Annotated in this window: 19 protein-coding genes; 8 read left to right on the forward strand and 11 right to left on the reverse strand. The window is 64.7% G+C overall.

Annotation, left to right across the window (positions count from 1 at the left end):
• Positions 1–235 precede the first annotated feature (235 nt).
• Positions 236–1,561, reverse strand: a complete 1,326-nt coding sequence (locus ABEA18_RS00925; protein ID WP_345446991.1) for a cation:dicarboxylate symporter family transporter — start codon at positions 1,559–1,561, stop codon at positions 236–238.
• Positions 1,562–1,692: 131 nt separating this feature from the next.
• Here ABEA18_RS00925 and ABEA18_RS00930 point away from each other — a divergent pair, with 131 nt between their 5' ends.
• The 6 genes from ABEA18_RS00930 to ABEA18_RS00955 all read left to right on the forward strand — a co-directional run bounded on the left by ABEA18_RS00930 (position 1,693) and on the right by ABEA18_RS00955 (position 8,516).
• A complete protein-coding gene (locus tag ABEA18_RS00930; protein WP_345446994.1) occupies positions 1,693–3,381 on the forward strand; it encodes a sensor histidine kinase in 1,689 nt (562 codons plus the stop codon).
• Positions 3,378–4,091, forward strand: coding sequence for a response regulator (locus tag ABEA18_RS00935; RefSeq protein WP_345446996.1), 714 nt, complete (start codon positions 3,378–3,380; stop codon positions 4,089–4,091). The genes ABEA18_RS00930 and ABEA18_RS00935 overlap by 4 nt, the downstream gene beginning before the upstream one ends.
• Before the next feature lie 121 nt (positions 4,092–4,212).
• Positions 4,213–4,854 carry a GntR family transcriptional regulator gene (locus tag ABEA18_RS00940; RefSeq protein ID WP_345446999.1) on the forward strand — a complete coding sequence of 214 codons (642 nt, stop codon included), beginning with the start codon at positions 4,213–4,215 and terminating at the stop codon, positions 4,852–4,854.
• 10 nt (positions 4,855–4,864) lie between these two features.
• Positions 4,865–6,385, forward strand: coding sequence for an MmgE/PrpD family protein (locus tag ABEA18_RS00945; protein ID WP_345447002.1), 1,521 nt, complete (start codon positions 4,865–4,867; stop codon positions 6,383–6,385).
• Positions 6,386–7,294 carry a methylisocitrate lyase gene (prpB, locus tag ABEA18_RS00950; protein ID WP_345447005.1) on the forward strand — a complete coding sequence of 303 codons (909 nt, stop codon included), beginning with the start codon at positions 6,386–6,388 and terminating at the stop codon, positions 7,292–7,294. It abuts the gene before it with no gap.
• Between the two features lie 70 nt (positions 7,295–7,364).
• Positions 7,365–8,516 (forward strand): bifunctional 2-methylcitrate synthase/citrate synthase, encoded by a 1,152-nt coding sequence (locus tag ABEA18_RS00955; protein WP_345447007.1) that lies wholly within the window; start codon positions 7,365–7,367, stop codon positions 8,514–8,516.
• A gap of 85 nt (positions 8,517–8,601) precedes the next feature.
• On the opposite strand, the gene ABEA18_RS00960 is transcribed toward ABEA18_RS00955, so the two are convergent.
• The gene (locus tag ABEA18_RS00960) at positions 8,602–9,105 is read right to left on the reverse strand and encodes an 8-oxo-dGTP diphosphatase (protein ID WP_345447009.1); all 504 of its coding nucleotides are present in this window, start codon (positions 9,103–9,105) and stop codon (positions 8,602–8,604) included.
• Between the two features lie 239 nt (positions 9,106–9,344).
• Here ABEA18_RS00960 and ABEA18_RS00965 point away from each other — a divergent pair, with 239 nt between their 5' ends.
• Positions 9,345–9,713 carry a hypothetical protein gene (locus tag ABEA18_RS00965; RefSeq protein WP_345447011.1) on the forward strand — a complete coding sequence of 123 codons (369 nt, stop codon included), beginning with the start codon at positions 9,345–9,347 and terminating at the stop codon, positions 9,711–9,713.
• 7 nt (positions 9,714–9,720) lie between these two features.
• On the opposite strand, the gene xerD is transcribed toward ABEA18_RS00965, so the two are convergent.
• From xerD to ABEA18_RS01010, 9 genes are all read right to left on the reverse strand, one after another.
• Complete coding sequence (gene xerD / locus ABEA18_RS00970) at positions 9,721–10,713, reverse strand: site-specific tyrosine recombinase XerD (RefSeq protein ID WP_425550459.1); 993 nt, start codon at positions 10,711–10,713, stop codon at positions 9,721–9,723.
• Positions 10,686–11,348, reverse strand: a complete 663-nt coding sequence (locus tag ABEA18_RS00975; RefSeq protein ID WP_345447017.1) for an NUDIX domain-containing protein — start codon at positions 11,346–11,348, stop codon at positions 10,686–10,688. The genes xerD and ABEA18_RS00975 overlap by 28 nt, the downstream gene beginning before the upstream one ends.
• A gap of 28 nt (positions 11,349–11,376) precedes the next feature.
• The gene (gene pyrG / locus ABEA18_RS00980) at positions 11,377–13,119 is read right to left on the reverse strand and encodes a CTP synthase (RefSeq protein WP_345447020.1); all 1,743 of its coding nucleotides are present in this window, start codon (positions 13,117–13,119) and stop codon (positions 11,377–11,379) included.
• A 211-nt stretch (positions 13,120–13,330) separates the two neighbouring features.
• Positions 13,331–15,070, reverse strand: coding sequence for a DNA repair protein RecN (gene recN, locus ABEA18_RS00985; RefSeq protein ID WP_345447023.1), 1,740 nt, complete (start codon positions 15,068–15,070; stop codon positions 13,331–13,333).
• Positions 15,071–15,073: 3 nt separating this feature from the next.
• Positions 15,074–16,096 (reverse strand): NAD kinase, encoded by a 1,023-nt coding sequence (locus ABEA18_RS00990; RefSeq protein ID WP_345447026.1) that lies wholly within the window; start codon positions 16,094–16,096, stop codon positions 15,074–15,076.
• A 13-nt stretch (positions 16,097–16,109) separates the two neighbouring features.
• On the reverse strand, positions 16,110–16,922 hold the full coding sequence (locus tag ABEA18_RS00995) for a TlyA family RNA methyltransferase (RefSeq protein ID WP_345447030.1): 813 nt from the start codon (positions 16,920–16,922) through the stop codon (positions 16,110–16,112).
• Between the two features lie 2 nt (positions 16,923–16,924).
• Entirely contained in the window at positions 16,925–17,179 is a 255-nt protein-coding gene (locus tag ABEA18_RS01000) for a hypothetical protein (protein ID WP_345447033.1), read from the reverse strand.
• Positions 17,180–17,188: 9 nt separating this feature from the next.
• The gene (locus tag ABEA18_RS01005; protein ID WP_345447036.1) at positions 17,189–18,178 is read right to left on the reverse strand and encodes an HAD-IIA family hydrolase; all 990 of its coding nucleotides are present in this window, start codon (positions 18,176–18,178) and stop codon (positions 17,189–17,191) included.
• Positions 18,171–19,061 (reverse strand): hypothetical protein, encoded by an 891-nt coding sequence (locus ABEA18_RS01010; RefSeq protein ID WP_345447038.1) that lies wholly within the window; start codon positions 19,059–19,061, stop codon positions 18,171–18,173. The genes ABEA18_RS01005 and ABEA18_RS01010 overlap by 8 nt, the downstream gene beginning before the upstream one ends.
• Positions 19,062–19,082: 21 nt before the next feature.
• Between ABEA18_RS01010 and ABEA18_RS01015 the strand changes: the two genes are divergently transcribed.
• Positions 19,083–20,162 (forward strand): hypothetical protein, encoded by a 1,080-nt coding sequence (locus ABEA18_RS01015; RefSeq protein WP_345447040.1) that lies wholly within the window; start codon positions 19,083–19,085, stop codon positions 20,160–20,162.
• Positions 20,163–20,731: the final 569 nt, after the last annotated feature.

The following is a 20,731-nucleotide window of genomic DNA, read 5'->3' on the forward strand; positions in this document are numbered from 1 at the left end:
CTCTCTCCACGACGGTCATTTCCTGCGGCTGTCTCCAGCACCAGCACTGCTCCCCACCTAGGCTACAGCGCCCGACACGGCATTCTGCGGAACTTGACATTGCCCGCAGTTTGAGCCTTTACCTTCTAGCTGAGGTAGAAGGTTGGTCCACGGTGCCAAATAAAAGCAAGCAAGGCAGGTCCCCCTGACGGGTTCCTGCCTTGCCTGCGTGGATGCTTCGAAACAGCGTGCCGCACTAAGCGGCCACGGCCTCTTTCACTTCGGCTTCAGCGTGGTGGCTGATCATGGTCAGCTCGTCGAACGGCGTTGCACCGGAGAGGACGTTGGTGACCTGGTTGCGGTCGATTTCCTTGACCCAGGTACCGATCAACACCGTGGCGACGGCGTTGCCAGTGAAGTTGGTCAGGGCGCGGGCTTCCGACATGAAACGGTCGATGCCGACGATCATGCCGACTCCGCCCAGCAGTTCGGGCCGGTGTGCCTGCAGGCCAGCAGCGAGGGTGGCCAGGCCGGCACCGGAAACGCCTGCCGCTCCCTTCGACGCAATGATCATGAACACGAGCAGCGATACCTGGGCACCCAGGTCCAGCGGGATACCCATGGCGTTGGCGACGAACAGCGAGGCCATGGTCAGGTAGATGGCAGTTCCATCCAAGTTGAAGGAGTAGCCAGTAGGCACCGTGACGCCGACAACCGGCTTGGAAACGCCGAGGTGCTCCATCTTGGCGATGAGCCTCGGCAGCGCCGCTTCGGACGATGAGGTGGAGAAGATGAGCAGGTACTCGCGGGCCAGGTACTTCATCAGCTGGAAGATGCTGACACCCGCAACCACCCGCAGCAAGGTTCCGAGCACCACGACGATGAACAGCGCGCAGGTGATGTAGAACGCAACCATCAGTGTGAGCATGCCGAAGATGGCCTTCACACCGGTGGCACCGACCACTGCGGCGATGGCGCCGAAAGCACCGACCGGGGCCAGCCACATGATCATGATGAGGATGCGGAAGACGAGCGCCTGTCCGTGCTGGATGGCCTTGAGCACCGGCTGGCCCTGCGAGCCCATGCGCTGCAGCGCAAAACCCACCAAGATGGCTACCAAGAGCGTGGGCAGCACGGGAATGTCTCCCGGGATAATGCCCAGCAGGAAGTCAGCGGTACTGTTCGCGGAAGCAGGCGCGTTCGGGTTGTACGGGATCAGCTTCAGGCCCTCGCCTGGGTGGATGATGTTGCCGACTACCAAACCGATGGCGAGAGCGAACGTTGACATCACCAGGAAGTAGATGAGTGCGAGCCCGCCGACTTTGCCAACGGTGGCAGCCTTGGCGATCGATCCGATGCCCAGGACGATGGTGCAGAAAATGACGGGGGCGATCATCATCTTGATGAGCTTGATGAAGCCGTCACCCAAAGGCTTGAGGGATTTACCCACTTCGGGGAACAGCAAGCCGACGACGGCGCCCAGTACTACTGCGGCGATCACGGCGATGTAGAGGTAATGCGACTTGTCCAGCCCCTTGCGCCCGGCCTTGGCGGGTGCAATCTCTCCTCTTTGAGAGGTCATGGCTTTGCTCCTTATAGATACTCTGGAAAGCGCCGTGGTCCCTGCAAAATGTCCCTGCGTCGCTCTGCTGTGATACCCATCATTAGGCGCGGCGTGACATGTATCACTGTTGCGTTCATATTGGTCACAGGATGGCCCGCAGAAAGGAGCACGTAATCCGACGCTGGAGCATTGCCCGGAGACTCTTTGTGGCAAATCTGCTGTTCATCTTGGCGCTCACCGCGATCGTCGGAACGGTGGCCTTCGTGGATGCCAGGGACCGGGCCTACAACGACGCCGGCCAGCGCATGCAGGCCGTAGCCGCGGCGATCGCAGCCAATCCCCTCGTCCTTCAGGCCGCCGGCACACCGAATCCGTCCGCCGCCCTGCAGCCATACGCCCAGGTGGTCATGGCGAACGCCCATACCGACTTCATCACCATCATGGCTCCGGACCGGACGCGCTGGACCCATGCGAACCCCGACGAAATCGGCAAACCCTATATCGGCACCATCGATCCTGCCCTGCACGGGCAGACCTTCACTGAGGTCACCGCCGGTACGCTCGGCCCTTCCGTCCGCACCATCGTTCCCGTGGAGGATTCCTCCGGGAAAGTCCGGGCACTCGTAGCGGCGGGTGTCACGGTGCGGACGGTGGACGTCGCGGTGTCAGCCCGGCTCACCACGATCATCGCCTTCTCCTTGGCCATGCTCGCTGGAGGCTCACTGGCCTCCTGGCTGCTGGGCCGGTACCTGCGTTCGGTCACCCGGGGCTGGGGACCGGAGCAATTGGCGCAATTGTTCGCGTATTACGAGTCGGTCCTGCATTCGGTCCGCGAAGGCGTCGTCCTGATCGACACGGGCGGCCGTGTGGTCATGTACAACGACCAGGCCGCGGATTTGCTGGGACTGGAAAGGTCCGACGTCGATCCCGCCGCGGGAGCCGCACCTCGCCTTGCGGATCTGCCCCTGGAGCCCAGCCTCCACGGGCTCTTCGCGTCCGGCCGGACGGCACACGACGAAATCCACCTCACGGGGTCCCGGATCCTGGTGGTGAACCAGGCGCCCGCCGTGGGACCGCCCGGAATGAGGGGTCGGCCGCGACCTGCCGTGTTCGGGACCGTTGCCACGCTCCGGGACAGGACGGAAATCGAGTCCCTCGGCAGTGAACTCGAAACAATGAAGACCCTGTCCGACGCCTTGCGGGCCCAGACCCACGAACACGCCAACCGGCTGCACACCATCGTGTCCCTCATGGAGCTCGGGCGGACCACCGACGCCTTGGACTTTGCCACCAAGGACCTTGAACTGAGTCAGCAGCTGACCGACCACCTCGTGGCCTCGGTGGACGAGCCTGTCCTGAGTGCGCTCATCATGGGGAAGTCCGCCGAGGCGCACGAACGCGGAGCGGAGCTGACTGTCACGGTGACCGGCGGGGACGGCCTACAGGGCCTCGCCGTCCAGGACCTCGTGACCATTTTGGGAAACCTGCTGGACAACGCACTCGACGCCGCCACTGCCGCTCCCCCGCCGCGCAAAGTTGAACTGGACATCGAATCCGGACCTGGAGGAACCACATTCACGGTGGCCGATTCCGGCCACGGCATCGATCCCGGCATCGTGGACGACGTCTGGCAATACGGATTCAGCACCAAAGCCGCCGGCATCGGCCAGGCGGGTCAACCCGGAGCTCCTTCCCGCGGCGTGGGCTTGGCCTTGGTCCGGCAAGCAGTTCAGCGGCTTGGCGGTACGCTGTCCATCAGCGAATCCACGAGCGCCTTGGGTGGTGCGTTCTTTCGCGTGGTGCTCCCCGCGCCGGACTCCAGGAAAGGAGCCGAATGACCGAAATCCGCGTCCTCGTTGTCGAGGACGAACCCATCGCCGCCGATGCCCATGGCGTCTACGTCGGCCGAATCGACGGCTTCACAGTTGCGGGAACGGCCCCGGACGGACAGTCGGCCCTGCGGCTCCTCAACGAATTCGCGGTTGCGGGACAGCCGGTGGACCTCGTCCTGCTGGACATGAACTTGCCGGATCTTCACGGACTGGATGTTGCCCGCCGAATGCGCGCTTCGGGACTCCTTGCGGACATCATCGCCATCACCGCCGTCAGGGAAGTGAACATTGTCCGTAGCGCGGTGTCGATCGGAGTGGTGCAGTACCTCATCAAGCCCTTCACGTTCGCAACGTTCGCAGACAAACTCGCCAGCTACCGCACCTTCCGCGAGCAACTCGCCGCACCGGCGTCGGGCGCTCGGGCGAGTGGAGCCTCGCAAAGCGATGTTGACCAGGCGTTTGCCAGTCTCCGCGCGCCCACCGAAGTCCCACTGCCCAAAGGCCTTTCGGCCCATAGCCTGGAGTCCGTCAAAGACCTTCTGGCCAGCCTTGGCCGGGCCGTGTCCGCAAGCGAGGCAACTGTCGCCCTGGGGATGTCCCGGGTCACCGTGCGCCGCTATCTCGAGTACTTGGCCGATGCCGGAATGGTCACACGGAATGCGCGATACGGTACCCCAGGACGGCCGGAGAACGAATACCGCTGGAACCGGAGTTAGCCCACAATTCATCCTGGATGTATACATTGGTCGATCATCGGCCGGGTATTCTCGGAGAAAAGCTAGGCTTTGGCGCCATTTGTGTATACACTGGGGATGTCCGCCCAGTGAAGGAGGGTCCGTGCGTGCCAGCGAGAGAGCCTATGCGGCCCTGCGTGAAGACATCATTGAGTGGCGCCTGGCACCGGGCACGGTCCTCGCGGAAGTGGAGCAGTCCGAACGCCTGGGGGTGTCCCGCACGCCGGTCCGGGAGGCGCTGGGCCGGCTCAGCGCGGAAGGGCTGACGAGGGCGGCAGGGGGCCGCGGCGTCGTCGTTACCGATATCTCGCTGGAGGACATCGACGAGCTGTTCGAGCTGCGCGAAACCCTGGAAGGCAAAGCCGCCGCCCTCGCCGCCGTGCGCGGTGAACGCCCGGTGTTCGAGCAACTCCACGCCGAGCTGCTCCGGGCACCGGAGATGCTCAACGACAGCGACCCTTCCCGGCACGACTATTACGCCCTGGTGGGACGGCTGGACGAGGCGATCGATGCGGCCATCTCCAATTCCTACCTCGCCCAGGCCATGCGGGCCCTGCGCGTGCACCTCGTGCGGGTCCGCCGCCTCGCGGCCGATGACACCGGACGCCTCCAAGCGGCCGCGGCCGAGCACGCCGCGATCGCCGAAGCCATCGCGGCAGGCAACCCCCGGCTCGCCGAAGCCGCCACCACCGTCCATCTGCACCGCAGTCTTTCCCACGTCAAAGCCACCCACACCCCTCACTAGAAGGAACACCATGGTGAAGAACAACCACGTCCGCGTCTACAAGAGCGAAGAAAACCTTCCCCGCGAGCAGCAGCTGGCGCACAAGATCGCCACGGTCGCCGCGGACCCCGTCGAGGTGACCCCCGAGGTCACCGAGATGGTCATCAACCGGATCATCGACAACGCCTCCGTCGCCGTTGCCTCCCTGAACCGGGCCCCGATCATCGCCGCCCGGGCGCAGGCCCTGACCCACGCGCCCACCACCAACGGCAAGGGCTCCTCGGTGTTCGGGATCACGGACCGGGTCTCGACCGAGTGGGCGGCCTGGGCCAACGGCGTCGCCGTGCGCGAACTCGACTACCACGACACGTTCCTGGCCGCTGACTACTCCCACCCGGGCGATAACATCCCGCCGATCCTCGCCGTGGCCCAGCACACCGGGGCCAGCGGGCGGGACCTGATCCGCGGCATCGCCACCGGCTACGAAATCCAGGTGAACCTGGTCAAGGCCATCTGCCTGCACAAGCACAAGATCGACCACGTCGCCCACCTGGGCCCCTCCGCCGCCGCCGGCATCGGCACCCTGCTGGGCCTGGACGTCGAGACGATCTTCCAGTCCGTCGGCCAGGCCCTGCACACCACCACCGCCACCCGGCAGTCCCGCAAGGGCGAAATCTCCACCTGGAAGGCCCACGCCCCCGCATTCGCCGGGAAAATGGCGGTCGAGGCCGTGGACCGGTCCATGCGCGGCCAGACCTCCCCCGTGCCGATCTACGAAGGCGAAGACGGCGTCATCGCCTGGATGCTCGACGGCCCGGACGCCTCCTACGAGGTCCCGCTCCCGGAGGCCGGGGAGCCCAAACGCGCCATCCTGGACACTTACACCAAAGAACACTCCGCCGAATACCAGGCCCAGGCCTGGATCGACCTCGCCCGCAAACTGAACAAGGAACACCCAGAGGCCGCGGACCCGGCCAACGTGGCCTCCGTCCTGATCAAGACCAGCCACCACACCCACTACGTGATCGGCTCCGGCGCCAACGACCCCCAGAAATACTCACCCACCGCGTCCCGGGAAACCCTGGACCACTCCATCCCCTACATCTTCACCGTCGCCCTGCAGGACGGCTCCTGGCACCACGTCGACTCCTACAGCCCCGAACGCGCCGGCCGCCCCGACACCGTGGAACTCTGGCACAAGGTCACCACCGTCGAAGACCCCGAATGGACCCGCCGCTACCACTCCCTGGACATCACGGAAAAGGCCTTCGGCGGCACCGTCGTCATCACCCTCACCGACGGCACCGTCATCACCGAGTCGATCGCCGTGGCCGACGCCCACCCCCTCGGCGCCCGGCCCTTCGCCCGGGAACAGTACGTGAACAAGTTCCGCACCCTCGCGGCCGGGCTGGTGGAAGAGGCCGAGATCGGACGGTTCCTCGCCGCCGCCGAGGCCCTCCCGGACCTGGGCCCGGGCGAACTGGACCAGCTGAACATCACCGCCGCACCCGGCGTCATCGACCTCGCCGCCGCACCGAAGGGACTCTTCTAGATGCTCTACTCCACCACCACCCCGGAACAGAAGCGCCTCAAGCTCCGGGAACTCCTGAACTCGGGCACCATCGCCCAGTTCCCCGGCGCGTTCAACCCGCTCTCGGCACGCCTGATCGAGGAGAAGGGCTTCCCCGGCGTCTACATCTCCGGTGCCGTCCTCGCCAACGACCTCGGCCTGCCCGACATCGGACTCACCACCCTCACCGAGGTCGCCACCCGGGCCGGGCAGATCGCCCGCATGACCGAACTCCCGTGCCTCGTGGACGCCGACACCGGATTCGGCGAACCGATGAACGTGGCCCGCACCATCCAGGAACTCGAAAACGCCGGGCTCGCCGGTTGCCACATCGAGGACCAGTTCAACCCCAAACGCTGCGGGCACCTGGACGGCAAGAACGTGGTCGACACCGACACCGCCGCCAAACGCATCCGCGCCGCGGCCGACGCCCGCCGCGATGCGAACTTCCTCATCATGGCCCGGACCGACATCCGCGCCGTCGACGGCATCCAGGCCGCCCAGGAACGCGCCAAAGCACTCGTCGACGCCGGCGCCGACGCGATCTTCCCCGAAGCCATGAAGGATCTGTCCGAGTTCCAAGCCATCCGCGACGCAGTGGACGTGCCGATCCTGGCCAACATGACCGAGTTCGGCAAAAGCGAGCTCTTCACCGCCGAACAACTCCAGGGCGCCGGCGTGAACATGGTGATCTACCCCGTCACCCTGCTCCGCATTGCCATGGGGGCTGCAGAGCGTACGCTGGAAACGATCAAGGCCACAGGAACGCAGGAGGCGCAGGTGGAGAACATGCTCACCCGTGCCCGCCTCTATGACCTCGTGGACTACGAGGCCTACAACCAATTCGACACGGGCGTCTTCAACTTCCAGGTTCCTGGGCTCAGCCGGTAACTGGATCAACCAAGGGATGCAGGCGCTCCGGCTAGTCCGGAGGGCTTGCCGATGAACGAAGGAGGACAGCATGGTAGCTGTTGAGATCAAGAAGGGCCTGGCCGGCGTCGTGGTTGACTACACCGCGATCTCCAAGGTCAACCCTGACACCAACTCGCTGCTGTACCGCGGCTACCCCGTGCAGGAACTCGCCGCCAAGTGCAGCTTCGAGGAAGTCGCCTACCTGCTGTGGAACGGTGAACTGCCCACGTCGGAGGAGCTTGCAGAGTTCACAGCCCGCGAGCGCGCGGGCCGCGCCCTTGACCCTGTAGTTAAGCAGGTCATCGATACTCTGCCGACGACTGCCCACCCCATGGATGTCTGCCGAACGGCCGCTTCAGTGCTGGGAGCACGGCACCCGCTGGCCGAGGTATCCACGCCCGAAGCCAACATGACCAAGGCAATTGACCTGTTCGCCGCCATGCCGGCAGTGGTCGCCTACGACCAGCGCCGGCGGCGCGCGGAGGGCCAGGCCATCGAACCCGTGGCACCGCGGGACGACCTCGGATATTCCGCGAATTTCCTGTGGATGACCTTCGGCGAGGACCCGGTGGAAGAAGTCGTGAAGGCCTTCAACGTCTCGATGATCCTCTACGCCGAGCACTCCTTCAACGCCTCCACGTTCACGGCACGCGTTGTCACCTCCACCCTCTCGGACCTGCACTCCGCGGTCACCGCCGCGATCGGCGCCCTCAAAGGTCCCCTGCACGGTGGCGCCAACGAGGCCGTCATGCACACCTTCGAGGAAATCGGCATCCGCACCGAGGAATCCCTCGATGAGGCAGCCGGCCGGGCGAAGACCTGGATGGAGCACGCCCTGGCGCAGAAGAAGAAGGTCATGGGATTCGGGCACCGCGTCTACAAGCACGGCGACTCCCGCGTGCCCACCATGAAGGCCGCACTGGACAAGATGATCGCCCACTACGGCCGGCCCGAGATCCTGGGCCTGTACAACGGCCTCGAACAGGCCATGGACGAGGCCAAGGCCATCAAGCCCAACCTCGACTACCCCGCCGGACCCACGTACCACCTCATGGGCTTCGACACCCCCACCTTCACCCCGCTCTTCGTCGCCAGCCGCATCACAGGCTGGACCGCACACATCATGGAACAGCTCGGATCGAACTCCCTGATCCGTCCGCTCAGCGAATACAACGGCGTGGATGAACGGCACCTGCCGTAATTTCACCAAGTACGACGCCGGGCCGGTCACCAGAATGGGTCCATTCTGGGGACCGGCCCAGCGTCGTTCTCGTTGCCGCCGGACGTTAGCGCGCTGCTCCCGAATCCAGCCACTCGCCAGTGTGAACTTCGGCAACACTTTCGTTGTCATCAGCGAGCACAACTTCAACTGCGATGCGTTGACCGGAAATCATGGCGGGCAGCCAGTGTTCGGCGTCGGCCCACATCTGTTCGACAGGAAGCCCCTCGACCCGGTACCACTGCGGCGCTATTTCGTCACTCTCGGCTGGCTCGCCTGTCCATCTCCCGGTCAGATACACCGTGGTGAACATGTTCCACTCAGCCTTGGCGGGGAAGACGAAATCCACTGTCCCGGCGGGAATGAGGTCCGATTCTTCCACATGGACGAAGATTTCCTCCTGAACTTCCCGGCATACGGCTTCGGCCGCTGTCTCTCCGGACTCCACATGTCCGCCGACGCCCACAATCTTCCCTGTGCCGAAGCCGGTCTTCTTCCGGCCCAGGAGCACCTCTTGGCCGGCGTCGCCGTCGCGGAGCAGGAAGCACAGGGTGACGTGGGCTGCGGTCATTGACCAAGCCTAACTCTGCGGGGCTTCGCAAGTGTGTCCTTGCTACAGTTGGCCCATGAGCGTGGATGGGGGTGAAGGTCCCACGACGGCAAGCCCTTCAGATGCCCTGGGGAGCGAGGCGAGTGCCCAGGCAGCGGACGCTTCCGAGGCCTGGCTGCCTGGCTGGCTGGTCCGGCATCCGCTCTACGCCGGGTGGGCATGGACCGGTTTCTGGGCGGTGTTGATCCACTGCATTCCTCGTGTGGGGCGTCTCCTTGGTCATGGGCGCCTCGATCTCCACGACTGTCCAGGCCGCAGTGGGAAATTCCGAACGCGAAGTGACGGCCCTCGGCTTCAACTTGCTCGTGGCAGCAGTCCCGCTTGTCATTTCGGTCCTGTGGATGGCTTTCATCGTCCGCTGCGCCTGGTTCCTGCGACGTTTGCGTGGCTGGAGCCAAAGTCCCGCCAGCTCACGGGTGCCAAAGAAATTCCTGCGCTCCCGGCCTGATCTGAGGCGGGTGGTTGTGGGCGTGGCGCACCCGGGCCTTCTGCTCGTGGCCGGCCTCGGGATGTCCATTCTGGCGCTGTTCTTGAACGCGGTAGAGCTGACCTTCAACGTGCTGCACTAAGGACCGGTCAGCCGAGTGCCCGCGGATGCGCAGCCGCATACACCTCGCGCAAGGTGTCGGCAGTGACCAAGGTATACACCTGTGTGGTGGTCACCGAGGCATGGCCCAGGAGTTCCTGCACCACCCGGACATCGGCGCCGCCCTCAAGCAGATGAGTGGCGAAAGAATGCCTCAGGGTGTGCGGGGAGACATCCTTGGTGATGTTGGCCTTCTCGGCCGCAGTCTTGAGAATGGTCCAGGCGCTTTGCCTGCTGATCCGCCCGCCGCGGGCATTCAGGAACAGCGCCGGGGTGCCTTTTCCTTTGGCGGCCAACGCAGGCCTTCCGCGGACCACATAGGATCCGACGGCGCGGGCACCGTAGGACCCTAGCGGCACCAAGCGCTCCTTGGATCCCTTTCCGAAGAGCCGGACGATCGCGGGCCCATCGGCCTCCGCCTCGAGGGAGACATCGTCGACGTCAAGGCCCACCGCTTCGCTGATGCGGGCACCTGTGGAGTAGAGGAACTCCAAGAGCGCGCGGTCCCTCAACCCGGTGGCGGTATCGGCACCGGCAGCCTCAAGTATGCGGGTCACTTCGCCGACGCTAATGGCCTTCGGCAGACGCTTGCCGGGCATTGGCGGGTGGACATCGCTCGCGGGGTCCGCCGTCGTCGTCCCCTCCAGGGCCCAAAACCTGTGGAGCCCCCGGACGGCAACCACGGTGCGTGCCGCCGAACGGACGCCGAGTGCGGCGCCGCCGTCTGAGCCGTCCGCCAGAGCCTGGACAAAGGCGGTGACATTGTGGCGGGAGATATTTCCCGGCTTGTCGACACCGGACCCTGCCAGGAAGTTCGAATAGCGGGACAGATCCCTGCGGTAGGCGGACAAGGTGTTGCTTGCGAGGCCGCGTTCCACGCCGAGGTGCTGCAGGTAGTCCGTGACGGCCCGGTCAATGGCGGTCTGGACCCTGGTCTCCGCGAGCTGGGGCACGGTCAGCGCTGGCTCGGGTGGGCGGGCCAGGGGGCATTGGCCGGCCGCAGGTTCCTGAAGCCGTCAGCGCGGGCAGCTGCGGCGGCGAGGATCCCGACGACGGCGGACGGGTTGTGCAGGCGGCCTTCCAGCACTGCCAAAACAGCTTCATCGAGAGGCACCCACACCAGCTCGATTTCGGATTCCTCCTCCGTGCGGACGTGGCGTTCGGCCTCGGGCACGTCTCCCAGTCCCCGCGCCAGATAGATTCGGATCGCCTCGCTCGAGGATCCCGGAGAATTGAAGAAGTCGGCCAGGACATTCCACGTGGCTGCGGTGAGATCTGCCTCTTCTGCGAGCTCCCGGGCTGCGCCGGCTACGAAGTCTTCGCCGGCCACATCAAGAAGCCCGGCAGGAATCTCCCACAGCTCCATGCCCACGGGGTGGCGATATTGCTTGAGCAACAGGATTTCGCCGTCGACATTCATCGGCAGTACCGCTACAGCCCCGGGGTGGTCGATGTAGTCGCGGACCAAAGTGCCGGTGTCTTCGCCGAGCTCGAAGGCGTCACTGACGACGTCCCAAATACGGCCTTCATAGACCTTGCTGGACGACAAAAGACGGCGCGGGCTCGGCATGTCCGAAACCTTCCGAAAAGTGCTGGGGGTTTCAGAAATACCGGGCATCGCGCCGTCCTTCATTTCGTGTGAGCGATTACTTCGCAGCGACCTTGCGGGCTGACTTTGCTAGCGAATCCATGCCTGACTGACGCTCCAGCGCAGCCTTCACGAGGCCGGCAAACAGCGGGTGCGGGCGCGTCGGGCGGGAGCTGAGCTCGGGGTGGGCTTGTGTTGCCACGTAGTACGGGTGTACGTCGCGCGGCAGTTCCACGAACTCAACCAGCTTGCCATCGGGAGACGTTCCGGAGAACACGAGTCCCTCGGAGGCGATCTGCTCGCGGTACTTGTTGTTGACCTCGTAGCGGTGCCGGTGACGCTCGCTGACGGTTGTTGCGCCATAGGTTTCTGCAACCACGGAGCCTTCATCCAACTTGGCTTCGTAAAGGCCCAGGCGCATCGTGCCGCCAAGGTCGCCCTTGCCGTCCACGATGTCGAGCTGCTCTTCCATCGTGGCGATGACCGGGTACTTGGAGTCGGGTTCGAACTCGCTGGAGGACGCACCCTCGAGGCCGACCACGTTGCGGGCGTACTCAATGACCATGCACTGAAGACCGAGGCAAAGGCCCAGCACCGGAAGCTTCGTCTCGCGGGCGAACTTGAGTGCGCCGAGCTTGCCCTCCAGGCCACGGATACCGAAGCCACCGGGAACACAAATGGCGTCGACGCCGGCCAAGGACTTGGTGGCGCCTTCCAGGGTTTCACACTCGTCGGACGGGACCCAGCGGATCTTGACCTTGGTTTCGTTCGCAAAACCACCGGCACGCAAGGCCTCTGTCACGGACAAGTAAGCGTCCGGGAGGTCGATGTACTTGCCCACCAAGGCAACTTCTACGTGGTGCTTGGGGTTGTGGACAGCTTCGAGGAGCTTGTCCCAACTGGTCCAGTCGACGTCCTTGAACGGGAGATCCAGGGCTCGGACGACGTAGGAGTCAAGGCCCTGGGAGTGCAGCGTCTTGGGGATGTCGTAGATGCTGGGAGCATCGGCTGCGTTGACCACTGCGTCAATGTCGACGTCGCACATGCGGCCGATCTTTTCGCGCATAGCGTCAGGCACTTCGCGGTCCGAGCGGATCACAATCGCTTCCGGCTGGATGCCGAGGGAGCGCAGCGCGGCAACAGAGTGCTGTGTTGGTTTGGTCTTCAGTTCCTGCGAGGGGCCGATGTACGGCACCAAGGAGACGTGGAGGAAAAAGACGTTGTTCCGGCCGATGTCCTGGCGGACCTGGCGTGCGGACTCGAGGAAAGGCTGCGACTCGATGTCGCCAACGGTGCCGCCGATTTCGGTGATGATGACATCAGGAGCGTTCTTGCCCTCAGCGGGGAGGCGCATGCGGCGCTTGATCTCATCCGTGATGTGCGGGATGACCTGGACGGTGTCGCCGAGGTACTCACCACGCCGTTCCTTGGCGATGACTGTCGAGTAGATCTGGCCCGTTGTGACGTTGGCCGAACCCTCAAGGTTCTCATCGAGGAAGCGCTCGTAGTGTCCGATGTCGAGGTCGGTTTCGGCGCCGTCGTCAGTGACGAAGACTTCGCCGTGCTGGAAGGGGTTCATCGTGCCCGGATCCACGTTGAGATAGGGATCGAGCTTCTGCATAGTTACAGACAAACCGCGTGCCCGCAGCAGGTGGCCGAGGCTCGAAGCCGTCAGTCCCTTACCGAGCGAGGACGCCACACCGCCAGTGACAAAGATGTGTTTGGTCGTCTTGGACGAGCCCGGGAACCGGGAATTTACACGGGAATTTGATCGCTGCACCACGGAATTCGAGCCTATCATCAATTGCGCCTCCAAAGGATCCGCTAGCCGTTTTCCCAAATGCTCAATAGTCCCCTGCCATGGGGCAAGGATCAAGAGTAATGTCCACCCGGACCGGCAAAACAGCTCAGCCGCCCGGGAATCCGCTACTTGGCCTCAGGTACCGCAGAAGGAGCCTCCCCGACCGGCGAAGGCGCTCATGTGACCGATGTCCCAGACCGCGCCCGGGTGGCTACGCCTTCTGGGGCAGAAGCTTCGCGTCGTCCAACAATTCCTGGGCATGCGCACGCGCAGACTCGGAGTCTTCCTGGCCTGCCAGCATCCTTGCAAGCTCCTTCACGCGTTCCTCGTCATCGAGGAGCTGGACGTCGCTGGAGGTGAAGCCCGTGGCGGTCTTACCGTCGCTTCCCCTGACGGAGGTCTTGGTAACGCGGATGTGTTGGTCGGCGAACGCAGCCACCTGCGGCAGGTGGGTCACCACCAGCACCTGGACGTGGCGGGCCAGCATCGCAAGCCGGCGTCCGATCTCGACGGCGGCACGCCCGCCCACTCCGGCATCTACCTCGTCAAAGACAAAGGTCGGCACTGGGTCCACAGCGGCGAGGACCACTTCGATGGCAAGCATGACGCGGGACAATTCACCACCGGACGCGCCCTTGCCGAGAGGACGGGCAGGGGCGCCAGCGTGCGGTTGCAGGAGGAAGGAGATGTCGTCGACGCCGTGCGGCCCCAACTGCCCTTGGCTGTCCACCTCGATCACCAGGGTTGCGTCGGCCATCGCAAGCGCCGCGAGCTCCGCACTTACGCGCGCGGAGAGCTCCTTGGCCGCCTTTGATCTCGACTTCGAGATGCGCGCGGCTTGCTTTCGCAGCGTTGACTCCGCGGCGGTTACCTCGGCATCAAGGGCTTCGATCCGGCTCGAGTCGTCCTGCAGTTCGTCAAGCCGGGTCCTCGACGCTGCCGCCCATTCCAAGACCTCGTCGATGCTCGGAGCGTACTTCCGGATGAGTTTGGCCAGTGCTGCGCGCCGCTCCTCGATCTCCGAAAGCCGTTCGGGCCCCTCGGAGTCCAGGGACGCTTGGTAGCTGGACAGCTCCCCGGCTATGTCATTGATGAGGAAGCCGATCTCGGCGAGGCGTGCGGCGGCTCCCGCCAACGCTTCGTCATGTTCGGAAACCTGGTCCAATGCCCGTTTGGCCGAGTCAATCAGCGTCGTGGCATCAGCTGTTTCACCGAATTCCTCCGAGATCAGGGCTTCATGCGCTGCCGCGGCGGCGATGCGGAGCTCTTCCACGTTCGCCAGCTTCACTGCCTCGGCCTTGAGGGATTCGTCCTCGCCGGGCTGGGGATCGACGTCGTCGATTTCGTTGAGTGCGACCTCGAGCGATTCCGCCTCACGCAGCCTTTCCCGGGCCTCGCCGCGGAGGGTGTCGAGCTCCGCCTGACTTGACTTCCAGTGGCTGTAGAGCTCCTGGTATTCGGCGAGCGTCGCTGCGAGCTCGGCCCCGGCGAAGCGGTCCAGTGCGTGCCGCTGCGCCACGGCACCCTTGAGACGTATCTGGTCCGACTGGCCGTGCACCACCACCAGGCTCTCGCCAAGTTCCGCCAGTACGCCCACAGGCGCCGACCGCCCGCCCACGAAAGCACGGCTACGGCCGTCTGCGCCCACGGTGCGGGCCAGCAAGAGCTGGGTGCCGCCGTCGTACTCTTCCGCGTCGCCGCCGGCCTCCACGGCCCGTTCCACGGCGGCGTGCGCCGGATCAAGCAAGAGCCGGGCCTCTGCAGAGGCCGACTTGGCACCGGAACGTACCGCGCCTGCGTCCGACCGCGCTCCCAGGAGGAGGCCCACGGCGGTGACCACCATGGTCTTACCGGCACCGGTTTCGCCGGTAACGACGCTCAGGCCGCGCCCCAACGGCAACGTGGCGTCGGTGATGACGCCGAGATCACGGATCCGGAGTTCCTCGATCATGGTTTACATCTCCTTTGTGGGGTCGGCCGCTCTGCCTGTCCGCACGTCCTGGGGCGCCGGCAAAGGGCTGGGCTTGAAGGTCCTGATCACGGGGGTAGGACCGGTGTGGATGTCAGCCGAACGGGGTGCCGGCCCCCGCCAGCCGTGGATGGGGAGCTCAAACTTCCGCACGAGCCGCGCTGAAAACGGGGTCTGGTGGGTGCGGGCAAGCCGCACAGGCCGGGTGGACCTTGTTACTTCGATCCGCGCGCCGGGCGGGAGGTCCACGGAACGGCGGCCATCGCACCAAAGCACGCCTTGGGCGTCAGTCCGGCTGAGGATCTCCACAGCCAGCCTGGACCGCGGCGAAACCACGAGGGGTTTGGCGAAGAGGGCGTGGGCGCTGATGGGGACAATCACCAGGGCTTCAACCTCAGGCCACACCACGGGCCCGCCGGATGAGAAGGCGTAGGCCGTGGAACCCGTAGGAGTCGCGAGCACCACTCCATCGCAGCCGAAAGACGTCAGCGGACGTTCATCCACTTCGGTCACCACTTCGATCATGCGCTCCCGGTCGGCCTTTTCAATCGCGGCCTCGTTGAGGGCCCAGGTATGCCAGATCTTCTGGCCCCGGACCCACACCTGGACATCGATGGTCATGCGCTCTTCCACCGTGTATTCGCGGCTGGCAATCCATTCGACGGTCTGGGCAAGATCGGCCCGCTCGCTTTCGGCGAGGAACCCGACATGCCCGAGGTTGACGCCCAACAGGGGTACATCGACGTTGCGGACCAGCTCGGCAGCGCGCAGGATGGTGCCGTCACCGCCAAGAACCATGACAAGTTCGACATCCTCCAACCGGACATCCTCGTGGAGTATCTCGATTGGCTTATCCACTACGCCGTAGAACCGTTCGATGTCGTCCAGTTCCGACTTCTGCATCACAGGGATCAGGCCTGAGTAGTGGAGTTGCCCGCAGGCATCCCAGGCCGCGCGAAGGGAGTCCTCACGCCCGGTGTGGGCAAGGACCAAAACGCGCCTGCTCATGGTGTTCTGCTTTCTAGTGGGTGGGCCAGAGTCGTTCCATCAGTGCAGCAACTTCCTCGTCCCGCTCTTTGATCTTAGGCAAGTCCGGCTGCATCCTGCGTTTTATCCACAGGAAGTACTCCACATTTCCGTCCTGGCCCGGCAAGGGACTCGGTGCCAGGCCACAAAGTTCAAGCCCTGCATCCATGGCCGCTTGGGCAACTTGGGCCACCGCGCGCCGTCGTTCATGATCGGAGGTGACCACGCCGGTGCGGCTCAGCCGTTCCTTGCCGACCTCGAATTGCGGCTTCACCATGAGCACGAGGTCTCCCCCGGGTTCGGTGCATGCCGCGAGCGGATGCAGAACCAGGGTGAGGGAAATGAAGGACAGGTCTGCCACGGTGAGCGCGGCCGGGCCGCCGATCTGCTCGGGCGTCATGTAGCGGACGTTGACGCCCTCATGGACTGCGACGCGGGGATCATTCCGCAGGGACGGCACCAACTGGTCATGCCCGACGTCGACCGCCACGACGTGCGCGGCACCTTGCCGGAGCAGCACGTCAGTGAAGCCACCGGTGGAGGCCCCGGCGTCGAGGCACCGCTTCCCTTTCACAAGAACGGAAGGGAAGGCCGCCAGTGCCCCGGCGAGTTTGTGTCCGGCGCGGCTGACGTAGACGTCCTCGGCGTGGGCTTGAACATCGATTTCCGTCTCTTCGGAGACCTGTTGCGCTGCCTTGGCGAGAACGCTGCCTTCGGAACTGACTTTTCCGTCCGCAATGAGTTTCGCGGCATGGGTCCGCGATCTCGCCAATCCACGGCTGACGAGTTCCTGGTCGAGTCTGGCCATGCTCAGCGTTCTTCGTCGTCGAGGGACGCCATCAAGGAGTCATGGATCTCGGCGTAGACGCCGCTGTGCTCGGCCACCGGCACAGTGGAGATGCCCGCCAGCCGCTCCAAGGCGGAATCCACAGCGCCGTCACCTGTCGCGGTAGGGTCGTCCGGCCATGGGGCATCGTGCGGTTCGACGCGTTGCGGTTCGAGGCCGTCCACATCGATGGCACTCATTTCGGCGGCGCTCTCCGGGTGATCGTTCAACTCGCTCATTGGACCAGTCTAGTTTTCCGCCCATTCGAGGCGCGGCGATGTAGCCTCTGCAGCGTCGGGGGTGGCCGCCCACCAGGCTGCGCATGCAGCGCGCCAGGCGTCCAGATCCTTCTCGGACCCGGAGACCTTGATCAGGCCATCCTGGACTTCGGCGGTTGCCTTTCCGCAGCGGAACGTGCTGTTCTCCTCGATGATCTCGGGGTACGGCTCGTAGAGTTCCGTGAGATCAGCAAGCAAGTAGCCGGGGCGTTCCGAGCTGCGTGCAGCCAGGATGGACTCGGGCGTATCGACGCCGGTGAGGACTGCCGCCGTCGCGAAGCCCGCACGGTTGCCGCCAAGGATGTCGGTGTCCAGCCGGTCTCCGACGACGATCGGACGCTCCGACTTGAGCCTCCGTGCCGCCGAGTGGAAGAGTGGGGCCTCCGGCTTGCCGGCTACCCGCGGCTGTTTGCCGGTGGCCGACGCGACGGCGGCCACGAGGGTGCCGTTTCCGGGAGCAATCCCGCGGGCCTGGGGAATGGACATGTCCGTGTTGGTAGCCACCCAGAGGGCGCCTGCGGCGACAACATAAGACGCCTCGGCCAGATCCTTCCACGCGATTTCCGGGTTGAAGCCCTGGACCACAGCCACAGGGTTCTCTTTGGCGCTGTGGACAGGCGTGAGGCCCACGAGTTCGATTTCGTGGGCCAGCGCCGGACTGCCGGTAATCATTACCCGCGAACCCGGAGCCAGGAGTCCGGCCAAAAGATCCCCGGCGGCCTGCGAGGAACTGACCACTTGGTTATCCTCAGCAGGCGCGCCAAGTTCACGAAGGTGCGCGGCGACCTGCGCCGGAGTACGCGAGGCGTTGTTGGTTACATAGCCCAGGCGCACCCCGACTGATTCAAGCCGCTGCAAGGACTCCACAGCGCCCGGAATGGCGTGCGGACCCGCGTACACGACTCCGTCCAGATCGGACAGGACAGCGTCGAAACGCGAAACCAGCGAGGCCTCAGTCATTCTTGGTCTCTTCGCCGCCTTCGGAAGCCTCTTCCTCGTCTTCCTCGTCTTCGTCGTCTTCCTCGGTGTCCTCGGTGTCCTCGGTGTCCTCGACGGAATCGCGGTCCGACTCGGCGTCGTCGGACTCAAAGTAGTCAGACTCGACGTCGTCGAGTTCCACGTCGTCCTGTTCGGTGGATTCAGAGCCGATGACCGTCTCCGCGTGTGCGGGCGCCGCCTCGGACTTGCTTTCTTCGGCTCGCGCCGTGCTCTCTTCGATGTTCCTGAAACGAGGCTTGCGAGCTTCGCTTTCATCGTCCTCGCCGAGGTCGATGATGTCCGGGTCCTCGAAGTCTCCAACGCCGAGGGCATTTTCAGCCACGACTGCCTGGCGCTGCCACTTGCCGGCTTCTTCCGTGCGGCCCACTGCCGTCAGGGCGTCTGCGTAGGCACGGAACAGGCGCGGGCTGTAGGAGAAGGCACGGTTGATGTCGAGCTGGATGATCTCCAGCTCGGCCACCGCGGCATCCAACTGGCCAAGGTCGCTCCGGGCACCGGAAGCCACAATGGCTAGCTCGACCTTGCCGGGGGCGTCGAGGTCCTGTGCTTCGGGTGAACGGACGACGTCCAGCGCACGGTCCGGTCTCCCCAGGCCGCGTTCGCAGTCAGCCATGAGCGGCAAATGGACGTTGGAGCCGCTGATCCGGCGGTACGTGCGGAATTCTCGAAGCGCCTCGCCATAGTGGCCGGCAGCGTAGGCGGTCAGGCCCACGGCTTCACGGACAGCGGCCAACCTGCCACCACGGCGGCTAGCGGCCAAGGCGTGCTGGAAGGACAGCTCAGGGTCGATATCGATAAGGCGGCCTGCCATGACCAGGTGCTTGGCGACCCAATCGGCGTTCATGCCTTCTAGGGTCTTGATCTGGTGCTTCGTGACACGGTCGAGCTCCTGGCCCGTGACGTCGTCGTCGATCTCGGGGGAACGTTCGCGGTCCGGGCGGTTGGCGCTGCGCAGATCCGCCGCGTTCGGAACCCGCGCGGGACGTTCTTCCCAGGAGCCGCCGCCGAAGCTGCGTCCCTCGCTACGTGGGCCATCGAACTTGCGGGGACCGCGCTCGGGGCGGTCGCCAAAGCTACGGCGCTCTCCGTCGCCTTCGCGGCGCGGACGGTCGCCGAACGGCTTGCGGTCGCGGTCACCGAAGGGTTTGCGGTCGCGGTCGCCGAAGCTCGGGCGCGCATCCCCATCACGACGAGGACGGTCGCCAAACGGCTTACGGTCACGGTCGCCGAAAGGTTTGCGGTCACGGTCACCAAAGCTCGGGCGCGCATCCCCATCACGACGAGGACGATCACCGAAGGGTTTGCGGTCGCGGTCGCCGAAGCTCGGGCGCGCATCCCCATCACGACGAGGACGATCACCGAAGGGTTTGCGGTCGCGGTCGCCGAAGCTCGGGCGCGCATCCCCGTCGCGGCTCGGACGATCACCAAACGGCTTACGATCACGGTCACCGTCGCGGCTCGGACGATCACCAAACGGCTTACGATCACGGTCACCAAAGCTCGGGCGCGCATCCCCATCACGACGAGCACGGTCGCCAAACGGCTTACGATCACGGTCACCGTCGCGGCTCGGACGATCACCAAACGGCTTACGATCACGGTCACCAAAGCTCGGGCGCGCATCCCCATCACGACGAGCACGATCACCAAAGCTACGGCGCTCACCATCGCCCGCCGGCTTACGGTCTCGGTCACCAAAGCTCGGGCGCGCATCCCCATCACGACGAGCACGATCACCAAAGCTACGGCGCTCACCATCGCCCGCCGGCTTACGGTCTCGGTCACCGCCGGGAGCGCCGTCACGGTTGTCCCTGGAACGGAATCCTCGCGGGTCGCCCCCGGAATTGTTGTTGGCGCGGAACGGGCCGCGATCGCCACGGCCACCGCCGAAGTTGCCGCGGTTGCCGCCGTTGTGCTCAGCCATGATGGATTCCTCCTGTTGTGAGCTGACCACTGGCGCATGCGCAGCCGCTCTTATCCGTATTTTGTTCTCACGCCGCCGGGATCCGGCTCGTATCTCTTATGTAATTCTAGGTGAACAGCCATCCACGAACGCATTCGAGGGCCGCCTATTCAGGCTTCCCGTGGGAATCATCACAACCCAAGCATGACTGAGCACGTTCGGCTGGCTTGCGGATCCGAGTCCAGGATCCGAATCCTCAAACAACGCTCGCTCACATATAGGGGGGGGTCCTGGCGGGACGCCGGCTCACATATAGGGGGTCCCGGCCGGACGCCCGCTCACTTCTTCCGACGGCAGGTGGGGCAGGGGGCCGCGGCCCGGCTCCAGGGTGAGCGGGGGTTTGGGATTTCCGGCCCATAGGTGAGCGGGGGTTTGGGGATACCCGGCTCATACGTGAGCCGGCGTTTGGGGGATTCCCGCCCATACGTGAGCGGGGGTTGGGGGATTCCGGGTGATAGGTGAGCGGGGGTTTGATAACCCAAACCCCCGCTCACTTGTTAAGGGTTTTCCTTGGACGCGGGCTCACATATACCGGGTCCGGGCGGGACGCC

Source organism: Arthrobacter gyeryongensis, assembly GCF_039543785.1.
Classification (GTDB): domain Bacteria; phylum Actinomycetota; class Actinomycetes; order Actinomycetales; family Micrococcaceae; genus Arthrobacter; species Arthrobacter gyeryongensis.

Bases quoted from the DNA above. Each gene is read 5' to 3' on its own strand.
- ABEA18_RS01005 (WP_345447036.1), bottom strand. From the start codon at position 18,178: ATGACTGAGGCCTCGCTGGTTTCGCGTTTCGACGCTGTCCTGTCCGAT.
- ABEA18_RS00930 (WP_345446994.1), top strand. From the start codon at position 1,693: ATGGCCCGCAGAAAGGAGCACGTAATCCGACGCTGGAGCATTGCCCGG.
- ABEA18_RS00925 (WP_345446991.1), bottom strand. From the start codon at position 1,561: ATGACCTCTCAAAGAGGAGAGATTGCACCCGCCAAGGCCGGGCGCAAG.
- pyrG (WP_345447020.1), bottom strand. From the start codon at position 13,119: ATGATAGGCTCGAATTCCGTGGTGCAGCGATCAAATTCCCGTGTAAAT.
- ABEA18_RS00960 (WP_345447009.1), bottom strand. From the start codon at position 9,105: ATGACCGCAGCCCACGTCACCCTGTGCTTCCTGCTCCGCGACGGCGAC.
- ABEA18_RS00975 (WP_345447017.1), bottom strand. From the start codon at position 11,348: ATGCCCGGTATTTCTGAAACCCCCAGCACTTTTCGGAAGGTTTCGGAC.
- recN (WP_345447023.1), bottom strand. From the start codon at position 15,070: ATGATCGAGGAACTCCGGATCCGTGATCTCGGCGTCATCACCGACGCC.
- ABEA18_RS00955 (WP_345447007.1), top strand. From the start codon at position 7,365: ATGGTAGCTGTTGAGATCAAGAAGGGCCTGGCCGGCGTCGTGGTTGAC.
- ABEA18_RS01010 (WP_345447038.1), bottom strand. From the start codon at position 19,061: ATGAACGCCGATTGGGTCGCCAAGCACCTGGTCATGGCAGGCCGCCTT.
- ABEA18_RS00935 (WP_345446996.1), top strand. From the start codon at position 3,378: ATGACCGAAATCCGCGTCCTCGTTGTCGAGGACGAACCCATCGCCGCC.
- ABEA18_RS00945 (WP_345447002.1), top strand. From the start codon at position 4,865: ATGGTGAAGAACAACCACGTCCGCGTCTACAAGAGCGAAGAAAACCTT.
- ABEA18_RS01000 (WP_345447033.1), bottom strand. From the start codon at position 17,179: ATGAGCGAGTTGAACGATCACCCGGAGAGCGCCGCCGAAATGAGTGCC.
- ABEA18_RS00995 (WP_345447030.1), bottom strand. From the start codon at position 16,922: ATGGCCAGACTCGACCAGGAACTCGTCAGCCGTGGATTGGCGAGATCG.
- ABEA18_RS00990 (WP_345447026.1), bottom strand. From the start codon at position 16,096: ATGAGCAGGCGCGTTTTGGTCCTTGCCCACACCGGGCGTGAGGACTCC.
- prpB (WP_345447005.1), top strand. From the start codon at position 6,386: ATGCTCTACTCCACCACCACCCCGGAACAGAAGCGCCTCAAGCTCCGG.